Source organism: Actinacidiphila sp. bgisy145 (genome assembly GCF_057708125.1).
The window spans coordinates 1-22,578 of record NZ_JBYIRL010000058.1 but is presented as its reverse complement, the minus strand read 5'-3'; the positions used below and the strand labels follow the sequence as shown (position 1 = coordinate 22,578).

Genomic DNA, 22,578 nt, shown 5'->3' with positions numbered 1-22,578 from the left:
GGGGCCGTCCACCGGGACGGCCCCGCTTGTGCCGCTGGTGGGAGCGGCGGGAGGGGTCAGAGGCGCTCGGGGCTGCGGATGCCGAGGAGTTCCAGGCCCTTGCTGAGGGTCCGGCCGGTCAGCTCGCACAGCAGCAGGCGGTTCTCCACCTGGGCCGGGCCGCCGTCGGCGGTCAGCACCGGGCACTGCTCGTAGAACGTGGTGAACAGCGAGGCGAGCTGGAAGAGATACGAGGCGAGCCGGTGCGGTTCGTAGCTCTCGGCGACCTCCGCCAGAGCGTCCCCGAAGGCGTCCAGGTGCAGCCCCAGCGCCCGCTCGGCCGGCTCCAGGGCCAGCTCGGGGTGGGCGACGGGGCGCTGGCCGGCCACCGCCTTCCGGAAGATCGACCGGGTCCGGGCGTAGGCGTACTGGAGGTAGACGCTGGTGTCGCCGTTGAGCGAGACCATCCGGTCCAGGTCGAAGATGTAGTCCCGGCCCAGCGACGTGGACAGGTCGGCGTACTTCACCGCGCCGATGCCCACCTGCCGGCCGTTGTCCACGATCTCCTGCTCGGACAGGCCGATCTTCTCGCCCTTCTCCCGCACCACCGCGGTGGCCCGCTGGACCGCCTCGTCGAGCAGGTCCTCCAGCTTGACGCTGGCACCGGCCCGGGTCTTGAACGGCTTGCCGTCGGCGCCGAGCACGGTGCCGAACGGCAGGTGGCGCGCCACCACGCCGTCGGTGAGCCAGCCGGCCCGCCGCGCGGTCTCGAAGACCATCCGGAAGTGCAGCGACTGCCGGACGTCCACCACGTAGAGCAGGGTGTCGGCGTGCAGGTCGCCGGTGCGGTTCCGGATCGCGGACAGGTCCGTCGCCGCATACCCGAAGCCGCCGTCGGACTTGCGGACGATCAGCGGTACCAGCTCGCCGTCCTTGCCCTTGATGTCGTCGAAGAAGACGCACAGCGCGCCCTCCGAGCGCACCGCCACCCCGGACTTCTCCAGCAGCTCGCACGTCTCGACCAGCATGTCGTTGTACCCCGACTCGCCGACGATGTCCTCGTCGGCGATCGCGATGTCCAGCTTGTCGTAGACGGAGAAGAAGTAGATCTTCGACTCGTCGACGAAGCGCTGCCAGGTCGCCAGGGTCTCGGGGTCGCCGGCCTGGAGGTCGACCACCCGGCGCCGCGCCCGCTCCTTGAACGCCTCGTCGGTGTCGAAGAGCGCCCGGGACTCCTTGTAGAGCCGGTCGAGCCGGGACATGGACGCCTCACCGGCGTCCGTGCCGGCCGCCTCGGTGTGGTCCAGCGCGTGCGGGTGCTCCAGCAGGTACTGGATCATCATGCCGAACTGGGTGCCCCAGTCGCCGATGTGGTGCCGCCGCACCACCTTCTCGCCCTCGAACTCCAGGATCTTCGCGATCGCGTCGCCGATCACCGAGGACCGCAGATGGCCGACGTGCATCTCCTTCGCCACGTTCGGCTGCGCGTAGTCGATGACGGTGGTGCCCGGGGCGGCCTTGCCGGGCACGCCGAGCCGCTCGTCGGCCGCGCGCAGGGCGAGGTTGGCGGTGATCGCCGCGTCCGGCACCGTGATGTTCAGGAAGCCGGGGCCGGAGACCTCGACCTCGCCGACCACCTCGTCCGCGGGCAGCGCGGCGACCACGGCCGCGGCCAGCTCCCGCGGATTGGCCTTCGCCCGCTTGGCCAGGCCCAGCACCCCGTTCGCCTGGAAGTCCGCCCGGTCGCTTCGTCGCAGCAGCGGGTCGGCGTCGACGGCCGACGGCACCGCGGCCGCGAGGGCTGCGGAGACGCGCTGCTGGAGCGAGGCGGAGAGGGAAGCGACCGAGGCCATGGAGGTGCCGTTCCGTGTGTCGGGAGATCGGACGTGCCACGCGACCGTGGCGACATCATTGTCCCACGGGCCCCGCGACCCCCTCACCGGGTTATCCACAGGCGGAAGCGGCCGCGCCGGGTTGTCCACAGGCGGATTATTCGCTGGCCGCCGCACGCGCCGGGTCTGGGAGAATGAAGGTGCCGGGCAGGTCCCGGCCCGCCGGTCCCGCGGACGCTTCGCGGCCGGCGGCGAGCACCGTCGAAGGCCCCCAGGAAGAAGAGGACCGTGGCAGCAAGCACCGAGGCCGACTGGGTCTCCCGTTTCGCGGACGACGTCATCGCCGAGTCGGAGCGCCGCGCCCCCGGGAAACCCGTTGTCGTCGCGTCCGGGCTCAGCCCCTCCGGCCCGATCCACCTGGGAAACCTCCGCGAGGTCATGACCCCGCACCTGGTGGCCGACGAGATCCGGCGCCGCGGCATCGAGGTGCGCCACCTCATCTCCTGGGACGACTACGACCGGTACCGCAAGGTGCCCAAGGGCATCCCCGGCGTCGACGACTCGTGGGCCGAGCACATCGGCAAGCCGCTGACCTCGGTGCCCGCCCCGGTCGGCTCCCCGTTCCCGAACTGGGCGGAGCACTTCAAGTCCGCCATGGTCGACGCCCTGGGCGCCCTCGGCGTGGAGTTCGACGGCATCAGCCAGACCGCGCAGTACACCGCGGGTGCCTACCGTGACCAGGTGCTGCACGCCATGCGGCACCGCGCCGACATCGACGCGATCCTCGCGCAGTACCGCACGAAGAAGGCCGCCCCCGCCGCCAAGCAGGGCCAGAAGCCGGTCGACGAGGCGGAGCTCGCCGCCGCCGAGGGCTCGGGCGCCGCGGCGGAGGACGACGGCAGCGGCGCCGGCGCGGAGTACTACCCGTACAAGCCGTACTGCGCGCGCTGCGGCAAGGACCTCACCACCGTCACCAGCTATGACGACGAGAGCACCGAGCTCAGCTACACCTGCGCCTGCGGCCACTCCGAGACGGTCCGGCTCAGCGAGTTCAACCGCGGCAAGCTGGTCTGGAAGGTCGACTGGCCGATGCGCTGGGCGTACGAAGGCGTGGTCTTCGAGCCCTCCGGCGTCGACCACTCCTCGCCCGGGTCGTCCTTCCAGGTCGGCGGGCAGATCGTCGGACCGATCTTCGGCGGCAAGCAGCCGATCGGGCCGATGTACGCGTTCGTCGGCATCTCCGGCATGGCCAAGATGTCCTCGTCCAAGGGCGGCGTGCCCACCCCCGGCGACGCCCTGCGGATCATGGAGCCGCAGATCCTGCGCTGGCTGTACGCCCGCCGCCGGCCCAACCAGTCCTTCAAGATCGCCTTCGACCAGGAGATCCAGCGGCTGTACGACGAGTGGGACGCGCTCTCCCGCAAGGTCGCCGACGGCACCGTGCTCCCCGCCGACGCGGCGGCGTACGCCCGGGCGGTCGGCACCGCCCGCGGTGAACTCCCGCGCACCGTCCACCCGCTGCCGTACCGCACCCTCGCCTCGGTCGCCGACGTGACCGCGGGCGCCGAGGAGCAGACGCTGCGCATCCTCTCCGAGCTGGACCCGGAGCACCCGCTCACCTCGCTCGCCGAGGTGCGGCCGCGGCTGGACCGCGCCGAGGACTGGATCGCGACGTACGTCCCGGCCGAGCAGCGCACCGTGGTGCGCGACCAGCCCGACACCGACCGCCTCGCCGCGCTCGACGACGCCGACCGCGGCTCCCTGAAGCTGCTGCTGGACGGCCTGGACAGCCACTGGTCGCTGGACGGCCTGACCACCCTGGTCTACGCGGTCCCGAAGATCCGGGCCGGCCTGACGCCCGACGCGAAGCCGACGCCCGAACTCAAGGCGGCCCAGCGGTCGTTCTTCGTGCTGCTGTACGAACTGCTGGTCGGCCGGGACACCGGTCCGCGGCTGCCGACCCTGCTGCTGGCCGTGGGCCAGGACCGGGTGCGGTCGCTGCTGGGCGGCGGTTCCTGACTGTCTGCTGACGGCCGGCTCCCGGCCGCAGGAGCGGGGCGCCGTGCGGCAGTGCGGCGCCCCGCCGGATCGGCATCAGGGGCGGGGCGGGCCGGATCGGCGCCCGATCAGGGGATGTACTCGGCCTCTGCCTCGGAGGTGTAGCGGTAGCGCAACTCGCGGTGGGCGGCGACCAGTTCGCGCTGCTCGGGTGCGTTGCCGCCGTACGCCTCCTCCAGCAGCCGGGCGAGCTGGCGGGTGTTGGGGAAGCTGCCCTGCTCCCGTACGTACTGGCGGTAGGCGGCGAAGTAGGCGTCGGCGACCGGCACGTCGTCGGGCAGGCGCAGGGTGCCGGACGGGTAGGTGGCGAGGTCGGACTCCGGTTCCGGTGCGGGGGCCGCCTCGGCCGCCGGCTCGGGAGTGGGAGCGGCAGCGGGCGCCTCGGTGCGCTGGCCGGGCAGCGCGATGCCGCCTTCGCCCTGGACCGGGGTGCCGTTCGCACCGTTGAGTGCCTCGGGCGGCACCTCGCCCTCGGTGCCCACGGTGCCCAGCGGTCGGGTGCGGTTGGGCCCGGCGGGCACCATCACCTGCGGTTGCTGCGGTTGCTGCGGCTCGGCGCCCGGCACCGGAGCCTGGCCCTGCTGAGCCGCGAATCCCTGCTGAGCCGCGAATCCCTGTTGGGCCTCGTCGTACTCCGGCCCGCCGTACGGCCCGGGGTAGGGGTGGCCCGGGAACTCCGCCTGGGCGGCGGCCCGCTGCGCGGCGAACCACGGACTGTGGTGGGGCGCGCCCTGCCAATCGCCCTGCTGGTACCCCTGCTGCTCCAGCAGCTGGCGCTCGTACAACTGCCGTTCGTACTCCTGCGCCTGGGCCAGTGCCAGGTCGAAGTCGTCGTCGAGGTCGCTCACCGGGCCGTTCGGCACCGGTCCGGCGGACCCGTTCTGGCCGCCCGGCCCGCCCGGGCCGGCCTGGCCCGCGGCCGCAGCCCTGCCCGCGGTACCCGCCCGCTCGTCGGCGGCCTGCCCGCCGTCCGCCGCGTCACCCGTGGCGAGCGCGTCCGCCCCACCGCTCCCGGCCGTCAACTGCTTGGCCGCGGGCAGCAGTTCGATGCCCGCCGCCTCCAGCCCCGCGTCGGCCGTCTCGGACAGCGGCACCCCGTAGCGGGCCAGCCGCAGCGGCATGATCGCCTCGACCGGGGCGCGGCGCCGCCACGCGATGCCGTACCGCGCCCGCAGCCGGGCCCGGTAGACCAGCCGGTCCTGCTCGCGCCGGATGACCTCCTCGTAACTGCGCAGCTCCCACAGCTTCATCCGCCGCCACAGCCGGAAGGTCGGCAGCGGGGCAAGCAGCCAGCGGGTGATGCGCACGCCCTCCATGTGCTTGTCGGCGGTGATGTCGGCGATCCGGCCGATCGCGTGCCGGGCGGCCTCGACCGACACCACGAACAGCACCGGGATGATCGCGTGCATGCCGACGCCGAGCGCGTCCGGCCAGGCCGCGGCGCCGTTGAAGGCGATGGTGGCGGCGGTGAGCAGCCACGCGGTCTGCCGCAGCAGCGGGAAGGGGATGCGCAGCCAGGTCAGCAGCAGGTCGAGCGAGAGCAGGACGACGATCCCGGCGTCCACACCGATCGGGAAGACGTTGGCGAACCAGCCGAAGCCCTTGTGCAGGGCGAGCGTGCGCACGGCGGCGTACGAACCGGCGAAACCGATCCCGGCGATCACCACGGCACCGGAGATGACGATGCCGACCAATATCCGGTGTGTCCGGGTCAAACGTATCGCGGCCACCCGCGGCCCCTCCTGCTGCTCGGCACCTCTTCCCCTGAACTGGCCGCCCCAGACTGCCACATACGGGTGGCGTCGTGAGGATCGGTTGACGCCCGGGCCCGCTCGCGGTCGGACAAACGTACGGATACGGGGCCGGGTGAGGCCGAGTTGTTACGCGGAGCCCGGTGGTGGCGGTGCTACGCGTTGGCGGCCGCGACCGCGGCGACGACGTCCTTCGCGGCGCGCTTCGCGTCGCTGTCCACGGACTTCGCGCTCGGGTTCTTCTTGCCCTCCAGGCCGGCGCCGTCGTACTCGACGAGCACCACGACGTTGCCGGTGCGGACCACCACGGAGTCGTTCTGCGACTTGACCTTCGACACGATCGTCCAGCCGCTGATCGACCGGGCCTCGTCGCCGAGCCCGGTGATGCCGGTGGCGGTGGTGCCCGCGTCCTTCTCCGCCGAGGCGACCTGGTCGGTGAACTGCTTGTGCGCCTGGAGGTCGGCGGCGCCGAGGTCGGCCGAGGAGTCGTAGCGCTCCAGGCTGACCGACAGCCAGCGGTACTGGTAGCCGTCCTTGCCGTTGCCGGTCCAGGAGCAGCCGCTGCGGGTGTTGCTGGCGCCGGCGGTGTCCGTCGCGGTGCCGCCGCTGTGCTTGGCCTTCGGGACCAGGTCGCTGATGGTGGCCTTGGTGATCGTCTTGCAGGACGACGGCAGCGTCTGGAACCGGGCGGCGGCGAGCGGGGCGGTGGTGGTGGCGCTCGGCGCGGCCGAACCGCCCTTGCCGCTGCCGTCGTCCGCGGACGAGCCCGAGGCGGACGCGGTGGAGGAGCCGGACGAGCCGGACGAGCCGCCGGAGCAGCCGGCCACCAGCAGGGCGGGCACGGCCGCGCAGGCGAGCAGCACGGTCAGGCGGCGCTTGGAGGGGCGTCGACGTCGTTCCATGGTCTCGGGTCCTTCGGCAGCGGGGTGGTCGGGCCGGTTCGGCCCACCACCCTAAGGGGTCGAGGGCCGGCCCCGGTCCGCCCGCCGGGTCAGCCCTCGACCCTGTGCTGGAGGTCGCTGGCCACCTTCTCGGCGTCCTTTTGCAGGTCAGCGCTGTCCGGTGGCTGTGCGTCGCTGGTCGAGGACTGCGTGTACGTGACGGTGGCCAGGACGTTCGCGGTGCGGAAAACCAGCGTCACCGTGCGGCTCGCGCCCTTTCCGGCGGTCGAGGCGACGTCGTTGATGAATGCGGCGTTTCCCACACCCGACAGCAGGCGCGGGGCGAGGCTCGCGGCACTCGTGCCGGTGCTGTCCGTGCCGTTTGCCGCGTTCGTCCCGGTGGAGCTGTCGGCCGCGTTGCCGCTCGAACTGCTGCCGGTGCCGCCGGAGCTGGTGGAGCCGCCGGACGACGACGAGGACGACGACGAGGACGACGAGGTGCCGGACGCCGTCGAGGAGGCGGTCGGGTTCGTCGACGACCCGTCGGCCGGGGTGAGCGGGATGGACGCCGCCTGGGCCTTCTTCTCGAAGTCCGACGTCGCCTGCGCCTCGTCACTGACGGACGGGTCGTACGACACCACGCGGACCATGCTCAGCTTCAGCGAGCGGGAGGCGCCGTCGGCCGCCTTGGCCTGCCACGAGCAGCCCACCAGCCGGTCGGTGTCGTAGGTCAGCGCCTCCGTGCCGGAGTAGTCGGCCAGGCCCGGCACCAGCCGCTTCAGGGAGTCCGCGTCCACCGCGGAGCAGGGCTGCGGCAGCGTCTGGTACTTGCCGGGCGCCGCGGAGGCGGCGGCGCCCCCGACCGGTCCGGCCGTCCCGTCCTTGTCCGCGCCGTCGGACGAGCCGGGACCGGTGCACGCGCCCAGGACGGCGACCGCGACCGCGGTCAGGACGGCTCCGGCGGCGAGCGGCAGCCTTCGTGTCGACGGCAACGTGGACCGCACCGGCCGGACCCCTTTCGTCATTCCTCGCGGTAATTCCTTGGCGCATACGAGCGAGCCTTGGACACAATGTCTACCGCACCGGGGGCGGAAACCGCCCGTCGGGGCGGGCGCACCGGACGGCTCGCACGAGCTCGCGGGTGCGACCGGACCGCCATGCCGCACGTGCCCTTGCGGGCCGGCGCGGAGCATGGCTCGCATCCATTCTTCGTATTGTCGCTCCATTATCCGTACCGCCATCGGGGGGAATCCATGTCGTACACCGAGTTGCCGGGCGTGCGCGTACCGATCCGGATGTGGGCCGACCCCGCGTCCGTCGAGCAGGGCGCCATGCAGCAGCTGCGCAACGTCTCCTCGCTGCCCTGGATCAAGGGCCTGGCGGTCATGCCCGACGTGCACTACGGCAAGGGCGCGACGGTCGGCTCGGTCATCGCCATGCACGGCGCGGTCTGCCCGGCCGCGGTCGGCGTCGACATCGGGTGCGGCATGAGCGCGGTGAAGACCTCGCTGCGCGCCGGCGACCTGCCCGGCGACCTCTCCCGGCTGCGGACGAAGATCGAGCAGGCCATCCCGGTCGGCCGCGGGCTGCACGCCGACCCGGTGGACCCGGGGGCGATCCACGGGTTCCGCACCGCGGGCTGGACCGACTTCTGGTCCCGCTTCGACGGACTCGCCGACGAGGTCAAGTTCCGCGCGGAACGCGCGGCCCAGCAGATGGGCACGCTGGGCTCGGGCAACCACTTTGTTGAAGTTTGTATCGATACGTCCGACGCGGTATGGCTCATGCTGCACTCCGGGTCCCGCAACATCGGCAAGGAACTGGCCGAGCACCACATCGGGGTCGCGCAGGGCCTGCCCCACAACAAGGGCCTGGTCGACCGGGATCTCGCCGTCTTCGTCGCCGACACCCCGCAGATGGCGGCATACCGCAGTGACCTGTACTGGGCGCAGGAGTACGCGAAGTGGAACCGCGCGGTGATGATGACCCTGCTCCGCGAGGTCATCCGCAAGGAGTTCAAGAAGGCGAAGCCTGTCTTCGAGCCCGAGATCTCCTGCCACCACAACTACGTGGCCGAGGAGCGCTACGACGGGATGGACCTGCTCGTCACCCGCAAGGGCGCGATCCGCGCGGGCAGCGGCGAGTACGGCATCATCCCCGGTTCCATGGGCACCGGTTCGTACATCGTGCGCGGCTTGGGCAACGTCTCGGCGTTCAACTCCGCGTCCCACGGCGCCGGCCGCCGGATGAGCCGGGGCGCGGCGAAGAAGCGCTTCACCGTACGGGACCTCGCGGACCAGACCCGCGGGGTGGAGTGCCGCAAGGACGCCGGCGTCGTGGACGAGATCCCCAGCGCGTACAAGCCGATCGAGCAGGTCATCGACCAGCAGCGCGACCTGGTCGAGGTGGTGGCGAAGCTCAAGCAGGTCGTCTGCGTCAAGGGCTGAGGGGGCCGCTGCCGCACCCCGCCCCCCGCACGTCCGGCGGGCGGGCGGGGGCTACTGCTCGCGGTGGACCTTGGTGTTGCTGGCCTGGGCGCGGGGGCGCAGGACCAGCAGGTCGACGTTGACGTGGGGCGGGCGGGTGACGGCCCAGGCGACGGTGTCGGCGACGTCGTCGGCGGTGAGGGGCTCGGCCACCCCCGCGTAGACGGCGGCGGCGCGCTCGGCGTCGCCGTGGAAACGGGTGAGGGCGAACTCCTCGGTTTTGACCATGCCGGGGGCGATCTCGATCACCCGCACCGGTCGGCCGTTGAGCTCCAGGCGCAGCGTCTCGGCGATGACGTGGGCGCCGTGCTTGGCGGCCACGTAGCCGCCGCCGCCCTCGTACGGTGCCAGGCCGGCGGTGGAGGAGAGCACCACCACGGTGCCGTCGCCGGAGCCGGTCAGCGCGGGCAGCAGCGCCTGGGTGACGTGGAGCACGCCGAGCACGTTGACCTCGTACATGGTGCGCCACTCGTCCGGGTCGGCGGTGGCGACCGGGTCGGTGCCGAGCGCGCCGCCCGCGTTGTTGACCAGGACGTGCAGCGGGGGCAGGGCACCGAGGTCGGCGGCGAAGGCGTCCACCGCGGCCCGGTCGGTGACGTCCAGGGCGTGCACGGAGGCGCTGCGGCCGGCGTCGGTCAACTCCTTGGCCAGCGCGTCCAGCCGGTCGGTGCGGCGGGCGGCCAGCGCGACGTGGTAGCCGGCCTCGGCGAGCCGGCGGGCGGTCGCGGCGCCGATGCCGCTGCTCGCACCGGTGACCACTGCGGTACGGGAAGTCATGTCGCGCTGCCTTTCGTACGGGGCTGCCGCTCAGCATAGGTGCGGGCGCTACGCGCTCGCGCACCTGTCCGAGTTCAGCGCCCGCAGCATGACCCGCTGGTCGAAGGCGAGCAGGGCGACCGTCGTCGCGCACATCAGTCCCGCGAACACGGTGTGCGCGACCGGCGAGGCCGCCTCGGCCCCGACCATGCCGAGCGCGAAGTGCGCGCCGACGCGGAGCGCGAGCAGCCCGACGGCGAGCAGCCGGGTCTGGCGGCCGCGCAGGATCGCCTTCGCCGTCTTCAGCCGGCCGCGCAGCACGGTCCTGGCCAGCACGATGTTCACCGCGACCGCGACCGCGACGACGACCCAGCCGTAGCGGCTGGTCCGCAGGACGTCGTAGGAGGCGCCGATCAGGCCCTCGAAGGCGAAGAACCAGACGGGGACGGGCTGGTACGCACAGGGGTCCGTGGTGCCGGTGCCGGTGCCGGTGCCGGTGGCGGTGCCAGCGCGGGTGTCGGTGTCCGGGCCGCGGTCGGGGCCGGTGGGCGGGGGCGCCGTGCGGCTGGTGGTCTGCGGGACTGCCTCGGTGGTTGCCATGCGTCCAGCGTCCCGGTCGCGGGGTGGCCGGCGGCAGAGCCGGACGTCCGCGGTCGGCGGTGACATCTGTCATGTCCGGGGCCGCCGGATGTCACCCGGGCCCGGCCCGACCCCGGGCGCCGGTCATACCCTCACGCCGTCACGCCGTCACGATCTCCGGCTTCAGCGGCCCCAGCACCCCCGCGATGGTGCCGATGGTCTCCTCGTCCACGCCCGCCTCCGCGAGCGAGGCCGCCAGGTGCGCCACGACCTTGTCGAACGCGCCCGAGGTGATGGCCAGTTGCTCGTGGGCGCGCCGCATCGTCCGCCCCGAGTAGGGCCGCCGGGCGCCCAGCGCCTGGCCGACGAAGTTCCGCTGGTGGCCCTTGATCCGCTCGATGTCCTGGCCCTCGAAGTACCCGACCAGGTCCGGGTCGGCCAGCACCCGGTCGTAGAAGAGGTCGACCACGGCCGCCACCGCGTCCGCTCCGCCGATACGGTCGAAGATCGTGGGTTCGGCCGCAGTGGCCCCTGCCGATGTCGTGTCCGTCATGGCCCCGATGATTCGGCGGCCGCTTTCCACCGCGGTGACCCGCCGGTTATCCGGCCGTCAAGTCCCGCTGACAGCATGCGGGTTGCGAGTGTGAGCGGCCGTACACACGGCGGTCACACGGGAGGGGGTCCGGGCGGGCGCCAGGCCCTACGGCCAGACCAGGCAGTAGAGCTGGTGGCCGGACTCCTCGCAGCGGCGGGCGAAGTCCTGCCATTCGTGGAGCATCTGGTAGATGACGAACGCGTCGCGCGGGCCGCGCCGGTCGGGCACCGTGGACCAGATGAAGGCGGCGGCGCCGAGCGACTCCTCGTTGGCGGTGCGCAGCGGGTCCACCACGGACGCGGGCAGCCGGACGACCGCGTAGTCCGGGTGCAGCACGACGAGTTCGAGCGGCGGGACCTTGGAGGGAGGTATGCCCTCGATGCCGGTGAGCACCATCGCGGCCATGGTCTCCGGCTTGACCTTGGTGTACAGGCCCTGGCCGAGTTCGTCGCCCCCGAGTTCCTCCGGGCGCATGGAGATGGGGACGCGGGCCGCCGTGGCCCCGTCGGGCGCGCCGAAGTACTTGTAGGTCACCCCCACTCGGCCACCCCTGCTCCTGCCCTCTGCGGTCGGTCGCTGCTCCGGTCGGTCGGCCCCGGAGCCGGTGTTGTCCTGCGGCGCGCGATCGGCGGGCCGGCGCCGCCGGCCGGTGGGACGGGGGTTTTCAGGCTCGCGATCGCCCGGCACGTCGCCCGGTTCACCACCGCGCTGCTGCATTCCACTACCCGACCATCCGTCGACCCAACCATGCAACCCGATCATCGTCTCAGATGCGAGGTCGAGACGTTGCGGCGCAACGCCCGTCGTTTGAGAGCATGTGCCTGTGAGCTATCCGTACGAAGCACCAGTGTCCCAGGAACTCTTCGACCGCGCGGCGGCCGTGACCCCAGGTGGCGTGAACTCCCCGGTGCGCGCGTTCCGCGCGGTGGGCGGTACGCCGCGGTTCATGGTCTCCGGTGCCGGTCCGTATCTGACCGACGCCGACGGGCGCGAGTACGTCGACCTCGTCTGCTCGTGGGGACCGATGATTCTCGGCCACGCGCACCCCGAGGTGATCGCGGCCGTGCAGGCGGCCGTGGCGGGGGGCACCTCGTTCGGGACGCCCACCGAGGGCGAGGTCGCGCTCGCCGAGGCGATGGTGGCGCGGGTCGAGCCGCTGGACCAGGTGCGCCTGGTGTCCTCGGGCACCGAGGCCACGATGTCGGCGATCCGGCTGGCCCGCGGCTTCACCGGCCGCGCGAAGGTGGTGAAGTTCGCCGGCTGCTACCACGGTCATGTGGACGCGCTGCTGGCGGCGGCCGGTTCCGGGGTCGCCACGTTCGGGTTGCCGGACACCCCGGGGGTGACGGGCGCGCAGGCCGGCGACACCGTGGTGCTGCCGTACAACGACATCGAGGCCGTACGGGCCGCGTTCGCCGCCCACCCGGGCGAGATCGCCTGTGTGATCACCGAGGCGTCGCCCGGCAACATGGGCGTGGTGCCGCCGCGGGACGGCTTCAACGCCCAGCTCAAGGAACTGTGTACGGCCGAGGGCGCCCTGTACATCTCCGACGAGGTGATGACCGGCTTCCGGGTCAGCGCCGCGGGCTGGTACGGGATCGACGGGGTGCGCCCGGACCTGATGACCTTCGGCAAGGTGATGGGCGGCGGCTTCCCCACCGCGGCCTTCGGCGGCCGCGCGGACGTGATGGCCGCGCTCGCCCCGGCCGGGCCGGTGTACCAGGCCGGCACGCTGTCGGGCAATCCGGTCGCCACCGCCGCCGGGCTGGCCCAGCTGCGGCTGCTGGACGCGGCCGCGTACGCGCGGCTCGACGCGGTCTCCGCGCAGATCCGCGAGCTGGTGAGCGCGGCGCTGGACAAGGAGGGCGTCGCACACCGGGTGCAGACCGCGGGCAGCATGTTCTCCGTCTTCTTCACCGACGCCGAGGTGCGCGACTTCGCCGACGCGAAGCGGCAGGAGGCGTACCGTTTCACCGCTTTCTTCCACGCGATGCTGGCGCAGGGCGTCTACCTGCCGCCGTCCGCGTTCGAGTCCTGGTTCGTGTCGACCGCACACGACGAGCAGGCGGTGCAGCGGATCGCCGCGGCGCTGCCCGCCGCCGCACGTGCCGCAGCGGAGGCCCACGCATGAGTGCCGAACACCCTGAGCTGACCGTGGTGCACCTGATGCGCCACGGCGAGGTGCACAACCCCGAGGGCGTGCTGTACGGGCGCCGGCCCGGCTACCACCTCTCCGAGCTCGGCCGGCAGATGGCCGAGCGGGTCGCCGAGCACCTGGCGGGGCGTGACATCCGCCACGTCGTCGCGTCGCCGCTGGAGCGGGCGCAGGAGACCGCGACGCCGATCGCGAAGGCGCACGGGCTGGACCTGGCGACCGACCCGCGGCTGATCGAGGCGGAAAACATCTTCGAGGGCAAGACGTTCGGCGTCGGCGACGGCGCGCTGAGCCGCCCGGCGAACTGGAAGTACCTGACGAACCCGTTCCGGCCGAGCTGGGGCGAGCCGTACGTCGACCAGGTGGTGCGGATGATGGCCGCGCTGGGCGCCGCGCGGGACGCCGCGCGCGGGCACGAGGCGGTCTGCGTCAGCCACCAGCTGCCGATCTGGATCGTCCGGTCGTACGCGGAGAAGCGGCGGCTGTGGCACGACCCGCGCAAGCGGCAGTGCACGCTGGCGAGCGTGACGAGCTTCACGTTCCAGGGCGACGAGATCGTCTCCGTGGGCTACAGCGAGCCGGCGATCGACCTGGTCCCGGCGCGGTTGCGCGCGGGAGCCAAGCCGGTCCGCGGCTCGGTCGGCGCGTAGGCGTTCCGGCCGGGCCGGCGCCCGGTCCAGGTGGCTCCGGCCTCTGCCCCGGCCGTTGGTGCATATGCCCGAAATGGGCCTCTTTTAAGGTGATCTGATTAGTCCATAAGTGCCCTATCTGTCGGCGAGTCTCCGTTTCGTGCTGCCCGCGAGGAAGTGGTGAGGGGCAACGACGCAGCCGCCGAGAGACGGGGATCGCATGAGTGCCATGACCCGAAGGGCCCTGTTGACCACGACCGCCGGAGCCGCCGCGGGTGTCGCGGTGGCGGGGTGCGGCGGAAAGGACGGGGGCTCCTCGGGTGCCGCGCCACGGTCCCGCAGCACGGGGGAGCACCAGGGGGCGAGCGGGCCGAAGGCGCCGCCTACCGTGCGGCTGATCGGCGACGGCTCCACCGCCGACACCGGGCCGCAGCCCGGCCAGCCGGTGGTGGACCGGCTGGAACCGGGCCAGACGCCCCCGCAGTTCGTGGTCTTCTCCTGGGACGGCGCGGGCGAGATCGGCAACGGCCTCTTCCCCCGCTTCCGCAAGCTCGCCGACGACCACGGCGCCAAGATGACCTTCAACCTCTCCGGCCTGTACCTGCTGCCGGAGAGCAAGAAGCTCCAGTACGCGCCGCCGAACGGCCCGCTGGGCGCCTCCGACATCGGCTACCTCGCCGACGACCACATCAGGATGACGCTGGACAACCTGCGGCAGGCGTGGACCGCGGGCCACGAGATCGCCACCCACTTCAACGGCCACTTCTGCGCCGGCGCCGGCAGCGTCGCCCGCTGGACGCCGGCGGACTGGAAGAGCGAGATCGACCAGGCCGTGTCGTTCGTCACCCAGTGGAAGACCAACACCGGCTGGCACGACGAGGAGCCGCTGCCGTTCGACTACGAGAAGACCCTGATCGGCAGCCGCACCCCCTGCCTGCTCGGCCAGAACAACCTGCTGCCCACCGCCGCCGCGCTCGGCTGGCGCTACGACACCAGCAACCCCGGCGGCAACCAGACCTGGCCGGACAAGATGCAGGGCCTGTGGAACTTCCCGCTCCAGCTCATCCCGTTCCCCGGGCACACCTTCGAGGTGCTGTCCATGGACTACAACATGCTCGCCAACCAGTCGCACGCCGCCACCAAGTCCGACCCGCGCAACTACCCGTACTGGCGCAGCCAGGCGACCGCCTCGTACATCGCCGGGTTCGAGCGGGCCTACGAGACCAACCGCGCGCCCTTCTACATCGGCAACCACTTCGAGGAGTGGAACGGCGGCATCTACATGGACGCCGTCGAGGGCGCGTTGCAGCACATCGCCTCGCTCGGCTACAAGGACGTGCGGCTGGTCTCCTTCCAGCAGCTCGCCGACTGGCTGGACGCCCAGGACCCGGCGATGCTGGCGAAGCTGCGCGAACTGGAGGTCGGGGAGCAGCCGGCCGGCGGCTGGAAGCGGTTCACCGGCCAGGTGCCGGCGTCCGACGCGACCGGCGCCGGGCCCTCCGCAGGGGGCTCCGCCGGCGGGTCGGCCGACAGCCCGGTCGGGGCCGGCGCATCGCCGGAGGTTCCTTCGGCGACCTGACCCCACGCATCCTTACTTGGGGCAATTGCCGTCTTTGGGGTTGCCGGTGGGGGGTGGGGAAGATCGCGCGGGGGCTCATGCGAAACTTTTCACATGAGTTCTCCGCGCGCCTTCGGCCGCCACCTGCTCCGCCGCGCCGCCGCGCCGGCCGGAGCCGTGGCGCTGGCGCTCACGCTCGCCGCCTGCAGCTCGTCCTCCTCGTCCTCCAGTGGCGGCAACGCCAACTTCGTCAGCGGCAACGGCAACATCACGGTGGTCAAGGCCGGCCAGCGCAAGGCCGCCCCGGCGCTGTCCGGTGAGACCGTGGCCGGCGGGAAGACCAGCCTGGCCGCCTACAAGGGCAAGGTCGTCGTCGTCAACATCTGGGGGTCGTGGTGCGCGCCCTGCCGGGCCGAGGCGCCCAACCTCGCCAAGGTCTCCAAGGCCGAGGCCGGCAAGGACGTCCAGTTCCTCGGCATCAACACGCGTGACCTCAACCGCTCCAACGCCGCCCGGTTCGACAAGCGCTTCGGCATCACCTACCCGAGCCTGTACGACCCGTACGGCAAGCTGATCCTGAAGTTCCCCAAGGGCAGCCTCAACCCGCAGAGCCTGCCGGCCACGCTCGTGATCGACCGGCAGGGCCGGGTCGCTGGCCGGGCGCTGGCCGCCCTGACCGAGGACCAGCTGCACAAGCTGGTGGACCCCATCGCCGCGGAGAAGTGACGTGGCGGGCGGCTCCCTCCTGCTGGCCGGCAGCGCGGACACGGTGACGTCCGGCGCGCTCGTCGCGGCCATCCCGATCGCGATGTTCGCCGGGCTGGTCTCCTTCGCGTCGCCCTGCGTCCTGCCGCTCGTGCCCGGCTACCTCTCCTACGTGACCGGGGTCACCGGCAGCGACCTGGGGGAGGCCCGGCGCGGGCGGATGTTCGCCGGCTCGCTGCTGTTCGTGCTCGGCTTCAGCGCCGTGTTCGTCTCCGGCGGTGCCCTGTTCGGCAACTTCGGCGCCGAACTGCAGGTGCACCGGCAGGTGCTGGTCCGCGTCTTCGGGTCGCTCACCATCGTGCTCGGGCTCGCCTTCATGGGGCTGATCGGCGGCATCACCCAGCGGGAGTTCCGCTTCCACTTCCGGCCCGGGGTCGGGCTGGCCGGCGCGCCGCTGATCGGCGCGATGTTCGGGCTGGGCTGGACACCCTGCGTCGGGCCGACGCTCGGCGCTGTGCAGTCGCTCGCCTTCAGCAACGCCAGCGCCGGGCGCGGCGCGCTGCTGATGGCGTTCTACTGCCTGGGCCTCGGGGTGCCCTTCATCGTGGCCGCCGTAGCCTTCCGCCGTACGCTGGGCGCCTTCGGATGGGTCAAGCGGCACTACGCCTGGGTCATGCGGATCGGCGGCGGCATGCTCGTGGCCGTCGGGGTGCTGCTCGTCACCGGCGTGTGGGACCACATCACCTACCAGATGCAGATCTGGTCCAGCGGCTTCTCCACAGGGGTCTGAACCGTGAGCATCACGCACAAGCCAAGCGACGGCCGCGTCCCCGGCCAGGGTTCCGGGCCGAACGCCGAGGGCCCGGACGCCCCTGACGTGCCGCAGGACGGCACCGGCGGCGAGGACGGCATCGGCGCCGCGGGCGCACAGCTGTCCACCCAGCCGGTGGACACCCTCTCCAGCGGGCCGTCGCTGGGCGTGCTCGGCTGGCTGCGCTGGATGTGGCGGCAGCTGACCTCGATGCGGATCGCGCTGATCCTGCTCTTCCTGCTGTCGCTGGCCGCGATCCCCGGCTCGCTGATCCCGCAGCGCAGCGACGAGTTGAAGGTCGCCGCGTTCAAGAAGGCGCACCCGGACATCAGCCCGCTGTACTCCCGGCTCGACCTCTTCCACGTCTACGGCTCGCCGTGGTTCTCGGCGATCTACATCCTGCTGTTCGTCTCGCTGGCCGGCTGCATCGTGCCGCGCACCTGGCAGTTCGTCGGCCAGCTGCGGGCGAAGCCGCCGGCCGCGCCGCGCCGGCTGGACCGGCTGCCGGCGTACAGCACCTGGCACACCGACGCGAGCCCGGAGCAGGTCGCGCAGGCCGCCCGCAAGGCGCTGCGCGGGCGGCGGTTCCGGGTCGACGCCACCGGCACCTCGGTGGCCGGTGAGAAGGGCTATCTGCGCGAGGCGGGCAACCTGCTCTTCCACGTGGCCCTGTTCGGCCTGCTGATCGGCTTCGCCTGGACCTCGCTGAACGCGGCGTCCGGCGGCAAGCTGGTGGTCGAGGGCCAGGACGGCTTCGTCAACAACCTCACGCAGTACGACGACTTCTCCGGCGGCACGCTCTACGGCGCGGACGACCTCAAGGCGTTCGGCTTCACGCTGGACAGCTTCGAGGACAAGTACGCCACCTCCGGCCCCGAGCGCGGCACCGCGCTGAAGTTCCAGGCGGACATCCACTACTGGAGCGGCACCAGCAGCGCGCACCCGACGAAGGGCACGATCTCCACCAACCACCCGCTGAGCATCGGCGGGGAGAAGGTGTACCTGATCTCGCACGGCTACGCGCCCGTGGTGACCGTCAAGGACGCCCAGGGCAACGTCGCCTACCAGGGCCCGGTGCCGTTCCTGCCGCAGGACGCCAACCTCACCTCGACCGGTGTGATCAAGGTCCCCGACGCGATGGGCAAGAACGGCAAGCCCGACCAGCTCGCCTTTGAGGGCTTCTTCACGCCGACCGGTGACACCTCCAGCGGCCCGGTGTCGCTCTTCCCGGACGAGTTGCAGCCGATCCTGTGGCTGAACGCCTACCACGGCGACCTCGGCCTGGACTCCGGCATCGCGCAGAACGTCTACCAGCTCGACACCACCCACATGAAGCAGTACAAGCTCAACACCAAGACCGGGGTCAACGGTGTCGCGCTCGGCGTGGGCGACTCGATGCAACTGCCGAACGGTGCCGGCAGCCTGGAGTTCGACGGGGTCAAGCGCTGGGCCAGCTTCACCATCTCCCACCAGTCCGGCAACGAACTGGCGCTGGTCAGCGGCATCATCGCGATCCTCGGCCTGATGGGGTCGCTGTTCATCCAGCGGCGCCGGATCTGGGTGCGCGCGGTGCCGTCCGACCAGGGCTCCGTGGTCGAGCTGGGCGGCCTGGGCCGCAGCGAGTCGGCGCGGATCGCCGACGAGCTGGGCAGCCTCGTCGACCAGCTGCAACCCGACGCACCGGTCAGAGCCGCCCCAGCGGACACCCCCGACGAACCGCCATCCCCGCCCGACGACGAAGGAGCCCGCGCGTGAACCTCGCGGCCGCGGTCAACGAGAACTTCGCGAACTACAGCAACTACCTGATCCGCTCGGCGATGTTCGTGTACGCACTCGCCTTCCTCGCGCACCTCGCGGAGTGGGTCTTCGGCGGTCGCAGCAAGATCGCCGTGCAGTCCGCCGCGCTCACCGCCGACGCGCCGGCGGGCGCGGCCGCACCCGCGGTGGCGGTGCGCTCCGCCGGCGGCACCACCACCCTGGAGCGGCCCAAGGTCGTCACCCGCGCCTCCGCCAGCGACCGCGACATGGCCGACGGCCCGGGCGCCGCGGGCGACGACGCGCGGGGCGACCTGTACGGCCGGATCGCCATCTCCTTCACCGCCCTGGCCTGGGTGCTGCACGTCAGCGGCGTCGCCTTCCGGGCCGCCTCGGTGCAGCGCGCGCCGTGGGGCAACATGTACGAGTTCTCCACCACGTTCGGCGCGGTGGCGGTCGGCGCGTACCTGCTGCTGCTGGCGCTGCGGAAGAACGTCCGCTGGATCGGGCTGTTCCTCACCACGTCGGTGCTGCTCGACCTGGGCCTGGCGCTGTCGGTGCTCTACACCTCCAGCGAGCAGCTGGTGCCGGCGCTGCACTCGTACTGGCTGTGGATCCACGTGTCGTGCGCGATCATCTCCGGCGCGGTGTTCTACCTCGCCGCGGTCGGCACGCTGCTCTACCTGTTCCGCGACCACTACGAGGTGGCGGTGCTGGCCGGGGCGGCGCAGAGCAACCGGTGGGGCAACATCATGCGGCGGCTGCCGTCCGCGGCGAGCCTGGACAAGTTCGCCTACCGGATGAACGCGCTGGTCTTCCCGCTGTGGACGTTCACCATCATCGCGGGCGCGATCTGGGCGCAGGCGGCCTGGGGCCATTACTGGGAGTGGGACCCGAAGGAGACCTGGTCGTTCATCACGTGGGTGGTGTACGCCGGTTACCTGCACGCCCGCGCGACGGCCGGGTGGAAGGGCCGCAAGGCCGCCTACCTGGCGCTGGTCGCCTTCGCGTGCTTCCTGTTCAACTACTACGGCGTGAACATCTTCGTGACCGGCAAGCACTCCTACGCCGGGGTGTGACGAAGACCGCGGCGCCCCCGGCGCCGCGGCGCCGGGCTCATCCAGGCGGTACGGCTCACTCGCCCTCGGGCGAGGGGGTCGTGCCGTCCTCGCGCTTCTGCCGGTTCAACTCGGCGAGCGAGCGCAGGAACTCCGGGTTGTCGTCCGGCGGTATCCAGTCCTCGCGCGGCGCCTGGAGCACATCGCCGGCCTGCGGGCGCTCCTGCTCCCGGCGCCCGGCCGGCCGGGACAGGTCCGGCCCCCATCCGGCGCCGAAGCCGCCGCGCGGGCCCGCCACCCGCCGCTTGCCCAGCGCCAGCCAGGCCAGCGGGCCGATCAGGATCTCGCCGAAGAAGAGCACGATCAGCAGCCAGACCACCTTCGGCAGCCCGCGCACCTGCCGGTCCGGGGTGCCCAGGCAGTCCACGAAGGCGTATATCCATACCGCGATGACCAGTAGGAACGGCATGTAGCGCGACATTCGAAACCCCGGCCCCCAGGTTGACCAATCCTTGACCCCACCCAGGTTACGACCTGGCCGCGGTGCGCCGGCGGCCCGGCCGCGGGTGGGCGGCGCGGTGCGGGGTGGAACACTGGCCGTATGGCTTACGACGATCTCCGCTCGCTGCTGAGGGCACTGGAGAAGGACGGCGACCTCAAGCGGATCACCGCCGAGGTGGACCCCCACCTCGAAGTGGGGGAGATCACCGACCGGGTGAACAAGGCCGGCGGCCCGGCACTGCTCTTCGAGAACGTCCGCGGCTCGATCGCGCCGCTGGCGACGAACGTCTACGGCACCGACCGGCGGCTGCTCAAAGCCCTGGGCCTGACGTCGTACGCGGACATCGGGGAGAAGATCGGCGGGCTGCTCAAGCCCGAGCTGCCGCACGGGTTCGTCGGGGTGCGCGAGGCGTTCGGGAAGCTCGCCGGGATGGTCCACGTGCCGCCGAAGAAGGTGAAGGACGCCCCCGTGCAGGAGGTCGTGCTCACCGGCGACGACGTGGACCTGGACCGGCTGCCGGCGCTGTTCACCTGGCCGCAGGACGGCGGCTCCTTCTTCAACCTCGGCCTGACCCACACCAAGGACCCCGAGTCCGGGGTGCGCAACCTCGGCCTGTACCGGCTCCAGCGGCACGACCGGCGCACCATCGGCATGCACTGGCAGATCCACAAGGACAGCCGCAACCACTACCAGGTCGCCCAGCGGCGCGGTGAGCGGCTGCCGGTGGCGATCGCGTTCGGCTGCCCGCCGGCCGTGACGTACGCCTCGACCGCGCCGCTGCCCGGCGACATCGACGAGTACCTGTTCGCCGGCTTCGTGCAGGGCAGGCGGGTCGAGCTGGTCGACTGCAAGACGGTGCCGCTCCAGGTGCCCGCGCACGCCGAAGTGGTGCTGGAGGGCTGGCTGGAGCCCGGGCGGACCCTGCCGGAGGGCCCGTTCGGCGACCACACCGGCTTCTACACGCCGCAGGAGCCCTTCCCGGCGCTGACCATCGACTGCGTCACGATGCGCAAGCGGCCGCTGTTCCAGTCGATCGTGGTCGGCCGGCCGCCGACCGAGGACGGGCCGCTGGGCCGGGCCACCGAGCGGTTCTTCCTGCCGCTGCTGAAGATCATCGTGCCGGACATCGTGGACTACCACCTGCCGGAGGCGGGCGGCTTCCACAACTGCGCGATCGTCTCGATCGACAAGAAGTACCCCAAACACGCGCAGAAGGTGATGCACGCGGTGTGGGGGGCGCACATGATGTCGCTCACCAAGCTGATCGTGGTGGTGGACGCCGACTGCGACGTGCACGACCTGCACGAGGTGGCCTGGCGGGCGTTCGGCAACACCGACTACGCCCGGGACCTCACGGTGGTGGAGGGCCCGGTCGACCACCTCGACCACGCGTCGTACCAGCAGTTCTGGGGCGGCAAGGCCGGCATCGACGCGACCCGTAAGCTGCCGGAGGAGGGCTACACGCGGGACGGCGGCTGGCCCGAGATGGTGCTCGCCGATCCGAAGACGGCAGAGTTGGTGACCAAACGGTGGAGGGAGTACGGCCTGTGAGCGCCACGACGCCGGACCTGTTCGAGTCGGAGCCGCGGCCCGACAGCAAGGTCCGGGCCTTTCTGCGGCTGGTGATGATCGAGCACTCGGTCTTCGCGCTGCCCTTCGCCTACATCGCCGCGCTGACCGCGATGTTCCGCGACGACCGCAGCGTGCACTGGGGCGAACTGCTGCTGGTGACCGTGGCGATGGTGGGCCTGCGCACCTTCGCGATGGCCTGCAACCGGATCATCGACCGGGAGATCGACGCCCGCAACCCGCGCACCGCGAAGCGTGAACTGGTCACCGGCGCGCTGTCGGTGCGCTCGGCGTGGGCCGGCGCGCTGGTGGCGGTGGTGATCTTCCTCGGCGCCGCCGCGCTGCTCAACCCGCTGTGCCTGGCGCTGGCGCCGGTCGCGGTGGTGCCGATGGTGGTCTACCCCTACGGCAAGCGGTTCACGAACTTCCCGCACGCCATCCTCGGCCTCGCCCAGGCGATGGGCCCGGTCGGCGCGTGGCTGGCGGTGACCGGCTCCTGGGACTGGCACGCGGTGGTGCTGGGCCTGGCGGTCGGGGTGTGGATCGGCGGCTTCGACCTGATCTTCGGCAGCCAGGACGTGGCCGCGGACCGGGCGCACGGCGTGATGTCGGTGCCGGCCCGCTTCGGGGTGCCCGCGGCGCTGTACGGGGCGCGGGCCTGCCATGTGGTCACCACCGCGCTGCTGGTCTGGTACGGCGCCGCGACCGACGCGAGCGGCTTCTGGTGGGTGGGCATGGCGATCGTGGCCGGCGCGTTCGTCTACGAGCACTCGATCGTGAAGCCGCACGACCTGAGCCGGCTGAACCGGGCGTTCTTCACGGTGAACGGTGTCATCGGGATCACCCTGTTCGTCTTCGCGCTGCTCGACCTGATCGCGCGCGGCCTGAGCTGGTAGCGCGCGGCGCGGCCCGACGGCAG

Annotated in this window: 20 protein-coding genes; 11 read left to right on the top strand and 9 right to left on the bottom strand. The window is 71.9% G+C overall.

The annotated features are described in order from the left end of the window. Positions 1-56: 56 nt before the first annotated feature. Positions 57-1,832: an arginine--tRNA ligase gene (argS, locus tag AC3ERT_RS33795; RefSeq protein ID WP_435178780.1), complete on the bottom strand. Its 1,776-nt coding sequence runs from the start codon at positions 1,830-1,832 to the stop codon at positions 57-59. Positions 1,833-2,099: 267 nt separating this feature from the next. Between argS and lysS the strand changes: the two genes are divergently transcribed. Continuing rightward, positions 2,100-3,830, top strand: a complete 1,731-nt coding sequence (gene lysS / locus AC3ERT_RS33790) for a lysine--tRNA ligase (RefSeq protein WP_435178778.1) — start codon at positions 2,100-2,102, stop codon at positions 3,828-3,830. A 107-nt stretch (positions 3,831-3,937) separates the two neighbouring features. On the opposite strand, the gene AC3ERT_RS33785 is transcribed toward lysS, so the two are convergent. The 3 genes from AC3ERT_RS33785 to AC3ERT_RS33775 all read right to left on the bottom strand — a co-directional run bounded on the left by AC3ERT_RS33785 (position 3,938) and on the right by AC3ERT_RS33775 (position 7,526). Further along, positions 3,938-5,599: a DUF2637 domain-containing protein gene (locus tag AC3ERT_RS33785; RefSeq protein ID WP_435178776.1), complete on the bottom strand. Its 1,662-nt coding sequence runs from the start codon at positions 5,597-5,599 to the stop codon at positions 3,938-3,940. 176 nt (positions 5,600-5,775) lie between these two features. Continuing rightward, positions 5,776-6,522 carry a DUF3558 domain-containing protein gene (locus AC3ERT_RS33780; RefSeq protein WP_435125479.1) on the bottom strand — a complete coding sequence of 249 codons (747 nt, stop codon included), beginning with the start codon at positions 6,520-6,522 and terminating at the stop codon, positions 5,776-5,778. Positions 6,523-6,611: 89 nt separating this feature from the next. Continuing rightward, the gene (locus AC3ERT_RS33775; RefSeq protein ID WP_435178774.1) at positions 6,612-7,526 is read right to left on the bottom strand and encodes a DUF3558 domain-containing protein; all 915 of its coding nucleotides are present in this window, start codon (positions 7,524-7,526) and stop codon (positions 6,612-6,614) included. A 228-nt stretch (positions 7,527-7,754) separates the two neighbouring features. On the opposite strand from AC3ERT_RS33775, the gene AC3ERT_RS33770 reads away from it, so the two are divergent. Beyond that, positions 7,755-8,948 (top strand): RtcB family protein, encoded by a 1,194-nt coding sequence (locus AC3ERT_RS33770; RefSeq protein ID WP_435178772.1) that lies wholly within the window; start codon positions 7,755-7,757, stop codon positions 8,946-8,948. 51 nt (positions 8,949-8,999) lie between these two features. Here AC3ERT_RS33770 and AC3ERT_RS33765 read toward each other — a convergent pair whose 3' ends face one another. The 4 genes from AC3ERT_RS33765 to AC3ERT_RS33750 all read right to left on the bottom strand — a co-directional run bounded on the left by AC3ERT_RS33765 (position 9,000) and on the right by AC3ERT_RS33750 (position 11,634). After that, positions 9,000-9,764: an SDR family NAD(P)-dependent oxidoreductase gene (locus tag AC3ERT_RS33765; protein ID WP_335978470.1), complete on the bottom strand. Its 765-nt coding sequence runs from the start codon at positions 9,762-9,764 to the stop codon at positions 9,000-9,002. Positions 9,765-9,812: 48 nt separating this feature from the next. Continuing rightward, positions 9,813-10,343, bottom strand: coding sequence for a hypothetical protein (locus AC3ERT_RS33760; protein WP_435178770.1), 531 nt, complete (start codon positions 10,341-10,343; stop codon positions 9,813-9,815). Positions 10,344-10,482: 139 nt separating this feature from the next. After that, complete coding sequence (locus AC3ERT_RS33755) at positions 10,483-10,875, bottom strand: group I truncated hemoglobin (protein ID WP_435125468.1); 393 nt, start codon at positions 10,873-10,875, stop codon at positions 10,483-10,485. A 147-nt stretch (positions 10,876-11,022) separates the two neighbouring features. Beyond that, the gene (locus AC3ERT_RS33750; protein ID WP_335978464.1) at positions 11,023-11,634 is read right to left on the bottom strand and encodes a hypothetical protein; all 612 of its coding nucleotides are present in this window, start codon (positions 11,632-11,634) and stop codon (positions 11,023-11,025) included. Between the two features lie 106 nt (positions 11,635-11,740). Here AC3ERT_RS33750 and hemL point away from each other — a divergent pair, with 106 nt between their 5' ends. From hemL to ccsB, 7 genes are all read left to right on the top strand, one after another. Next, the gene (hemL, locus tag AC3ERT_RS33745) at positions 11,741-13,048 is read left to right on the top strand and encodes a glutamate-1-semialdehyde 2,1-aminomutase (protein WP_435125464.1); all 1,308 of its coding nucleotides are present in this window, start codon (positions 11,741-11,743) and stop codon (positions 13,046-13,048) included. Next, the gene (locus AC3ERT_RS33740; RefSeq protein WP_435125461.1) at positions 13,045-13,722 is read left to right on the top strand and encodes a histidine phosphatase family protein; all 678 of its coding nucleotides are present in this window, start codon (positions 13,045-13,047) and stop codon (positions 13,720-13,722) included. Before hemL ends, AC3ERT_RS33740 begins: the two co-directional genes overlap by 4 nt. A gap of 199 nt (positions 13,723-13,921) precedes the next feature. Next, positions 13,922-15,280: a polysaccharide deacetylase family protein gene (locus AC3ERT_RS33735; protein ID WP_335978458.1), complete on the top strand. Its 1,359-nt coding sequence runs from the start codon at positions 13,922-13,924 to the stop codon at positions 15,278-15,280. Between the two features lie 93 nt (positions 15,281-15,373). Next, positions 15,374-15,985 carry a TlpA family protein disulfide reductase gene (locus tag AC3ERT_RS33730; protein WP_335978456.1) on the top strand — a complete coding sequence of 204 codons (612 nt, stop codon included), beginning with the start codon at positions 15,374-15,376 and terminating at the stop codon, positions 15,983-15,985. A gap of 1 nt (position 15,986) precedes the next feature. Further along, on the top strand, positions 15,987-16,754 hold the full coding sequence (locus tag AC3ERT_RS33725) for a cytochrome c biogenesis CcdA family protein (RefSeq protein ID WP_335978454.1): 768 nt from the start codon (positions 15,987-15,989) through the stop codon (positions 16,752-16,754). A 3-nt stretch (positions 16,755-16,757) separates the two neighbouring features. Continuing rightward, positions 16,758-18,530 carry a cytochrome c biogenesis protein ResB gene (gene resB / locus AC3ERT_RS33720; RefSeq protein WP_435125454.1) on the top strand — a complete coding sequence of 591 codons (1,773 nt, stop codon included), beginning with the start codon at positions 16,758-16,760 and terminating at the stop codon, positions 18,528-18,530. Beyond that, positions 18,527-19,609, top strand: coding sequence for a c-type cytochrome biogenesis protein CcsB (gene ccsB, locus AC3ERT_RS33715; RefSeq protein ID WP_335978453.1), 1,083 nt, complete (start codon positions 18,527-18,529; stop codon positions 19,607-19,609). The genes resB and ccsB overlap by 4 nt, the downstream gene beginning before the upstream one ends. A gap of 55 nt (positions 19,610-19,664) precedes the next feature. On the opposite strand, the gene AC3ERT_RS33710 is transcribed toward ccsB, so the two are convergent. Further along, positions 19,665-20,057 carry a PLD nuclease N-terminal domain-containing protein gene (locus AC3ERT_RS33710; protein ID WP_335978451.1) on the bottom strand — a complete coding sequence of 131 codons (393 nt, stop codon included), beginning with the start codon at positions 20,055-20,057 and terminating at the stop codon, positions 19,665-19,667. Positions 20,058-20,189: 132 nt separating this feature from the next. Between AC3ERT_RS33710 and AC3ERT_RS33705 the strand changes: the two genes are divergently transcribed. Both AC3ERT_RS33705 and mqnP read left to right on the top strand, forming a co-directional pair. Continuing rightward, a complete protein-coding gene (locus AC3ERT_RS33705; RefSeq protein ID WP_435178767.1) occupies positions 20,190-21,641 on the top strand; it encodes a menaquinone biosynthesis decarboxylase in 1,452 nt (483 codons plus the stop codon). Beyond that, positions 21,638-22,555 carry a menaquinone biosynthesis prenyltransferase MqnP gene (gene mqnP / locus AC3ERT_RS33700; protein WP_435178765.1) on the top strand — a complete coding sequence of 306 codons (918 nt, stop codon included), beginning with the start codon at positions 21,638-21,640 and terminating at the stop codon, positions 22,553-22,555. The genes AC3ERT_RS33705 and mqnP overlap by 4 nt, the downstream gene beginning before the upstream one ends. Positions 22,556-22,578: the final 23 nt, after the last annotated feature.

Coding starts and splice junctions, on each gene's coding strand:
- AC3ERT_RS33710 (WP_335978451.1), bottom strand. CDS start 20,057: ATGCCGTTCCTACTGGTCATCGCGGTATGGATATACGCCTTCGTGGAC.
- AC3ERT_RS33740 (WP_435125461.1), top strand. CDS start 13,045: ATGAGTGCCGAACACCCTGAGCTGACCGTGGTGCACCTGATGCGCCAC.
- AC3ERT_RS33750 (WP_335978464.1), bottom strand. CDS start 11,634: ATGCAGCAGCGCGGTGGTGAACCGGGCGACGTGCCGGGCGATCGCGAG.
- AC3ERT_RS33730 (WP_335978456.1), top strand. CDS start 15,374: ATGAGTTCTCCGCGCGCCTTCGGCCGCCACCTGCTCCGCCGCGCCGCC.
- AC3ERT_RS33705 (WP_435178767.1), top strand. CDS start 20,190: ATGGCTTACGACGATCTCCGCTCGCTGCTGAGGGCACTGGAGAAGGAC.
- AC3ERT_RS33755 (WP_435125468.1), bottom strand. CDS start 10,875: ATGACGGACACGACATCGGCAGGGGCCACTGCGGCCGAACCCACGATC.
- AC3ERT_RS33735 (WP_335978458.1), top strand. CDS start 13,922: ATGAGTGCCATGACCCGAAGGGCCCTGTTGACCACGACCGCCGGAGCC.
- argS (WP_435178780.1), bottom strand. CDS start 1,832: ATGGCCTCGGTCGCTTCCCTCTCCGCCTCGCTCCAGCAGCGCGTCTCC.
- AC3ERT_RS33765 (WP_335978470.1), bottom strand. CDS start 9,764: ATGACTTCCCGTACCGCAGTGGTCACCGGTGCGAGCAGCGGCATCGGC.
- AC3ERT_RS33760 (WP_435178770.1), bottom strand. CDS start 10,343: ATGGCAACCACCGAGGCAGTCCCGCAGACCACCAGCCGCACGGCGCCC.
- AC3ERT_RS33770 (WP_435178772.1), top strand. CDS start 7,755: ATGTCGTACACCGAGTTGCCGGGCGTGCGCGTACCGATCCGGATGTGG.
- AC3ERT_RS33775 (WP_435178774.1), bottom strand. CDS start 7,526: ATGACGAAAGGGGTCCGGCCGGTGCGGTCCACGTTGCCGTCGACACGA.
- AC3ERT_RS33780 (WP_435125479.1), bottom strand. CDS start 6,522: ATGGAACGACGTCGACGCCCCTCCAAGCGCCGCCTGACCGTGCTGCTC.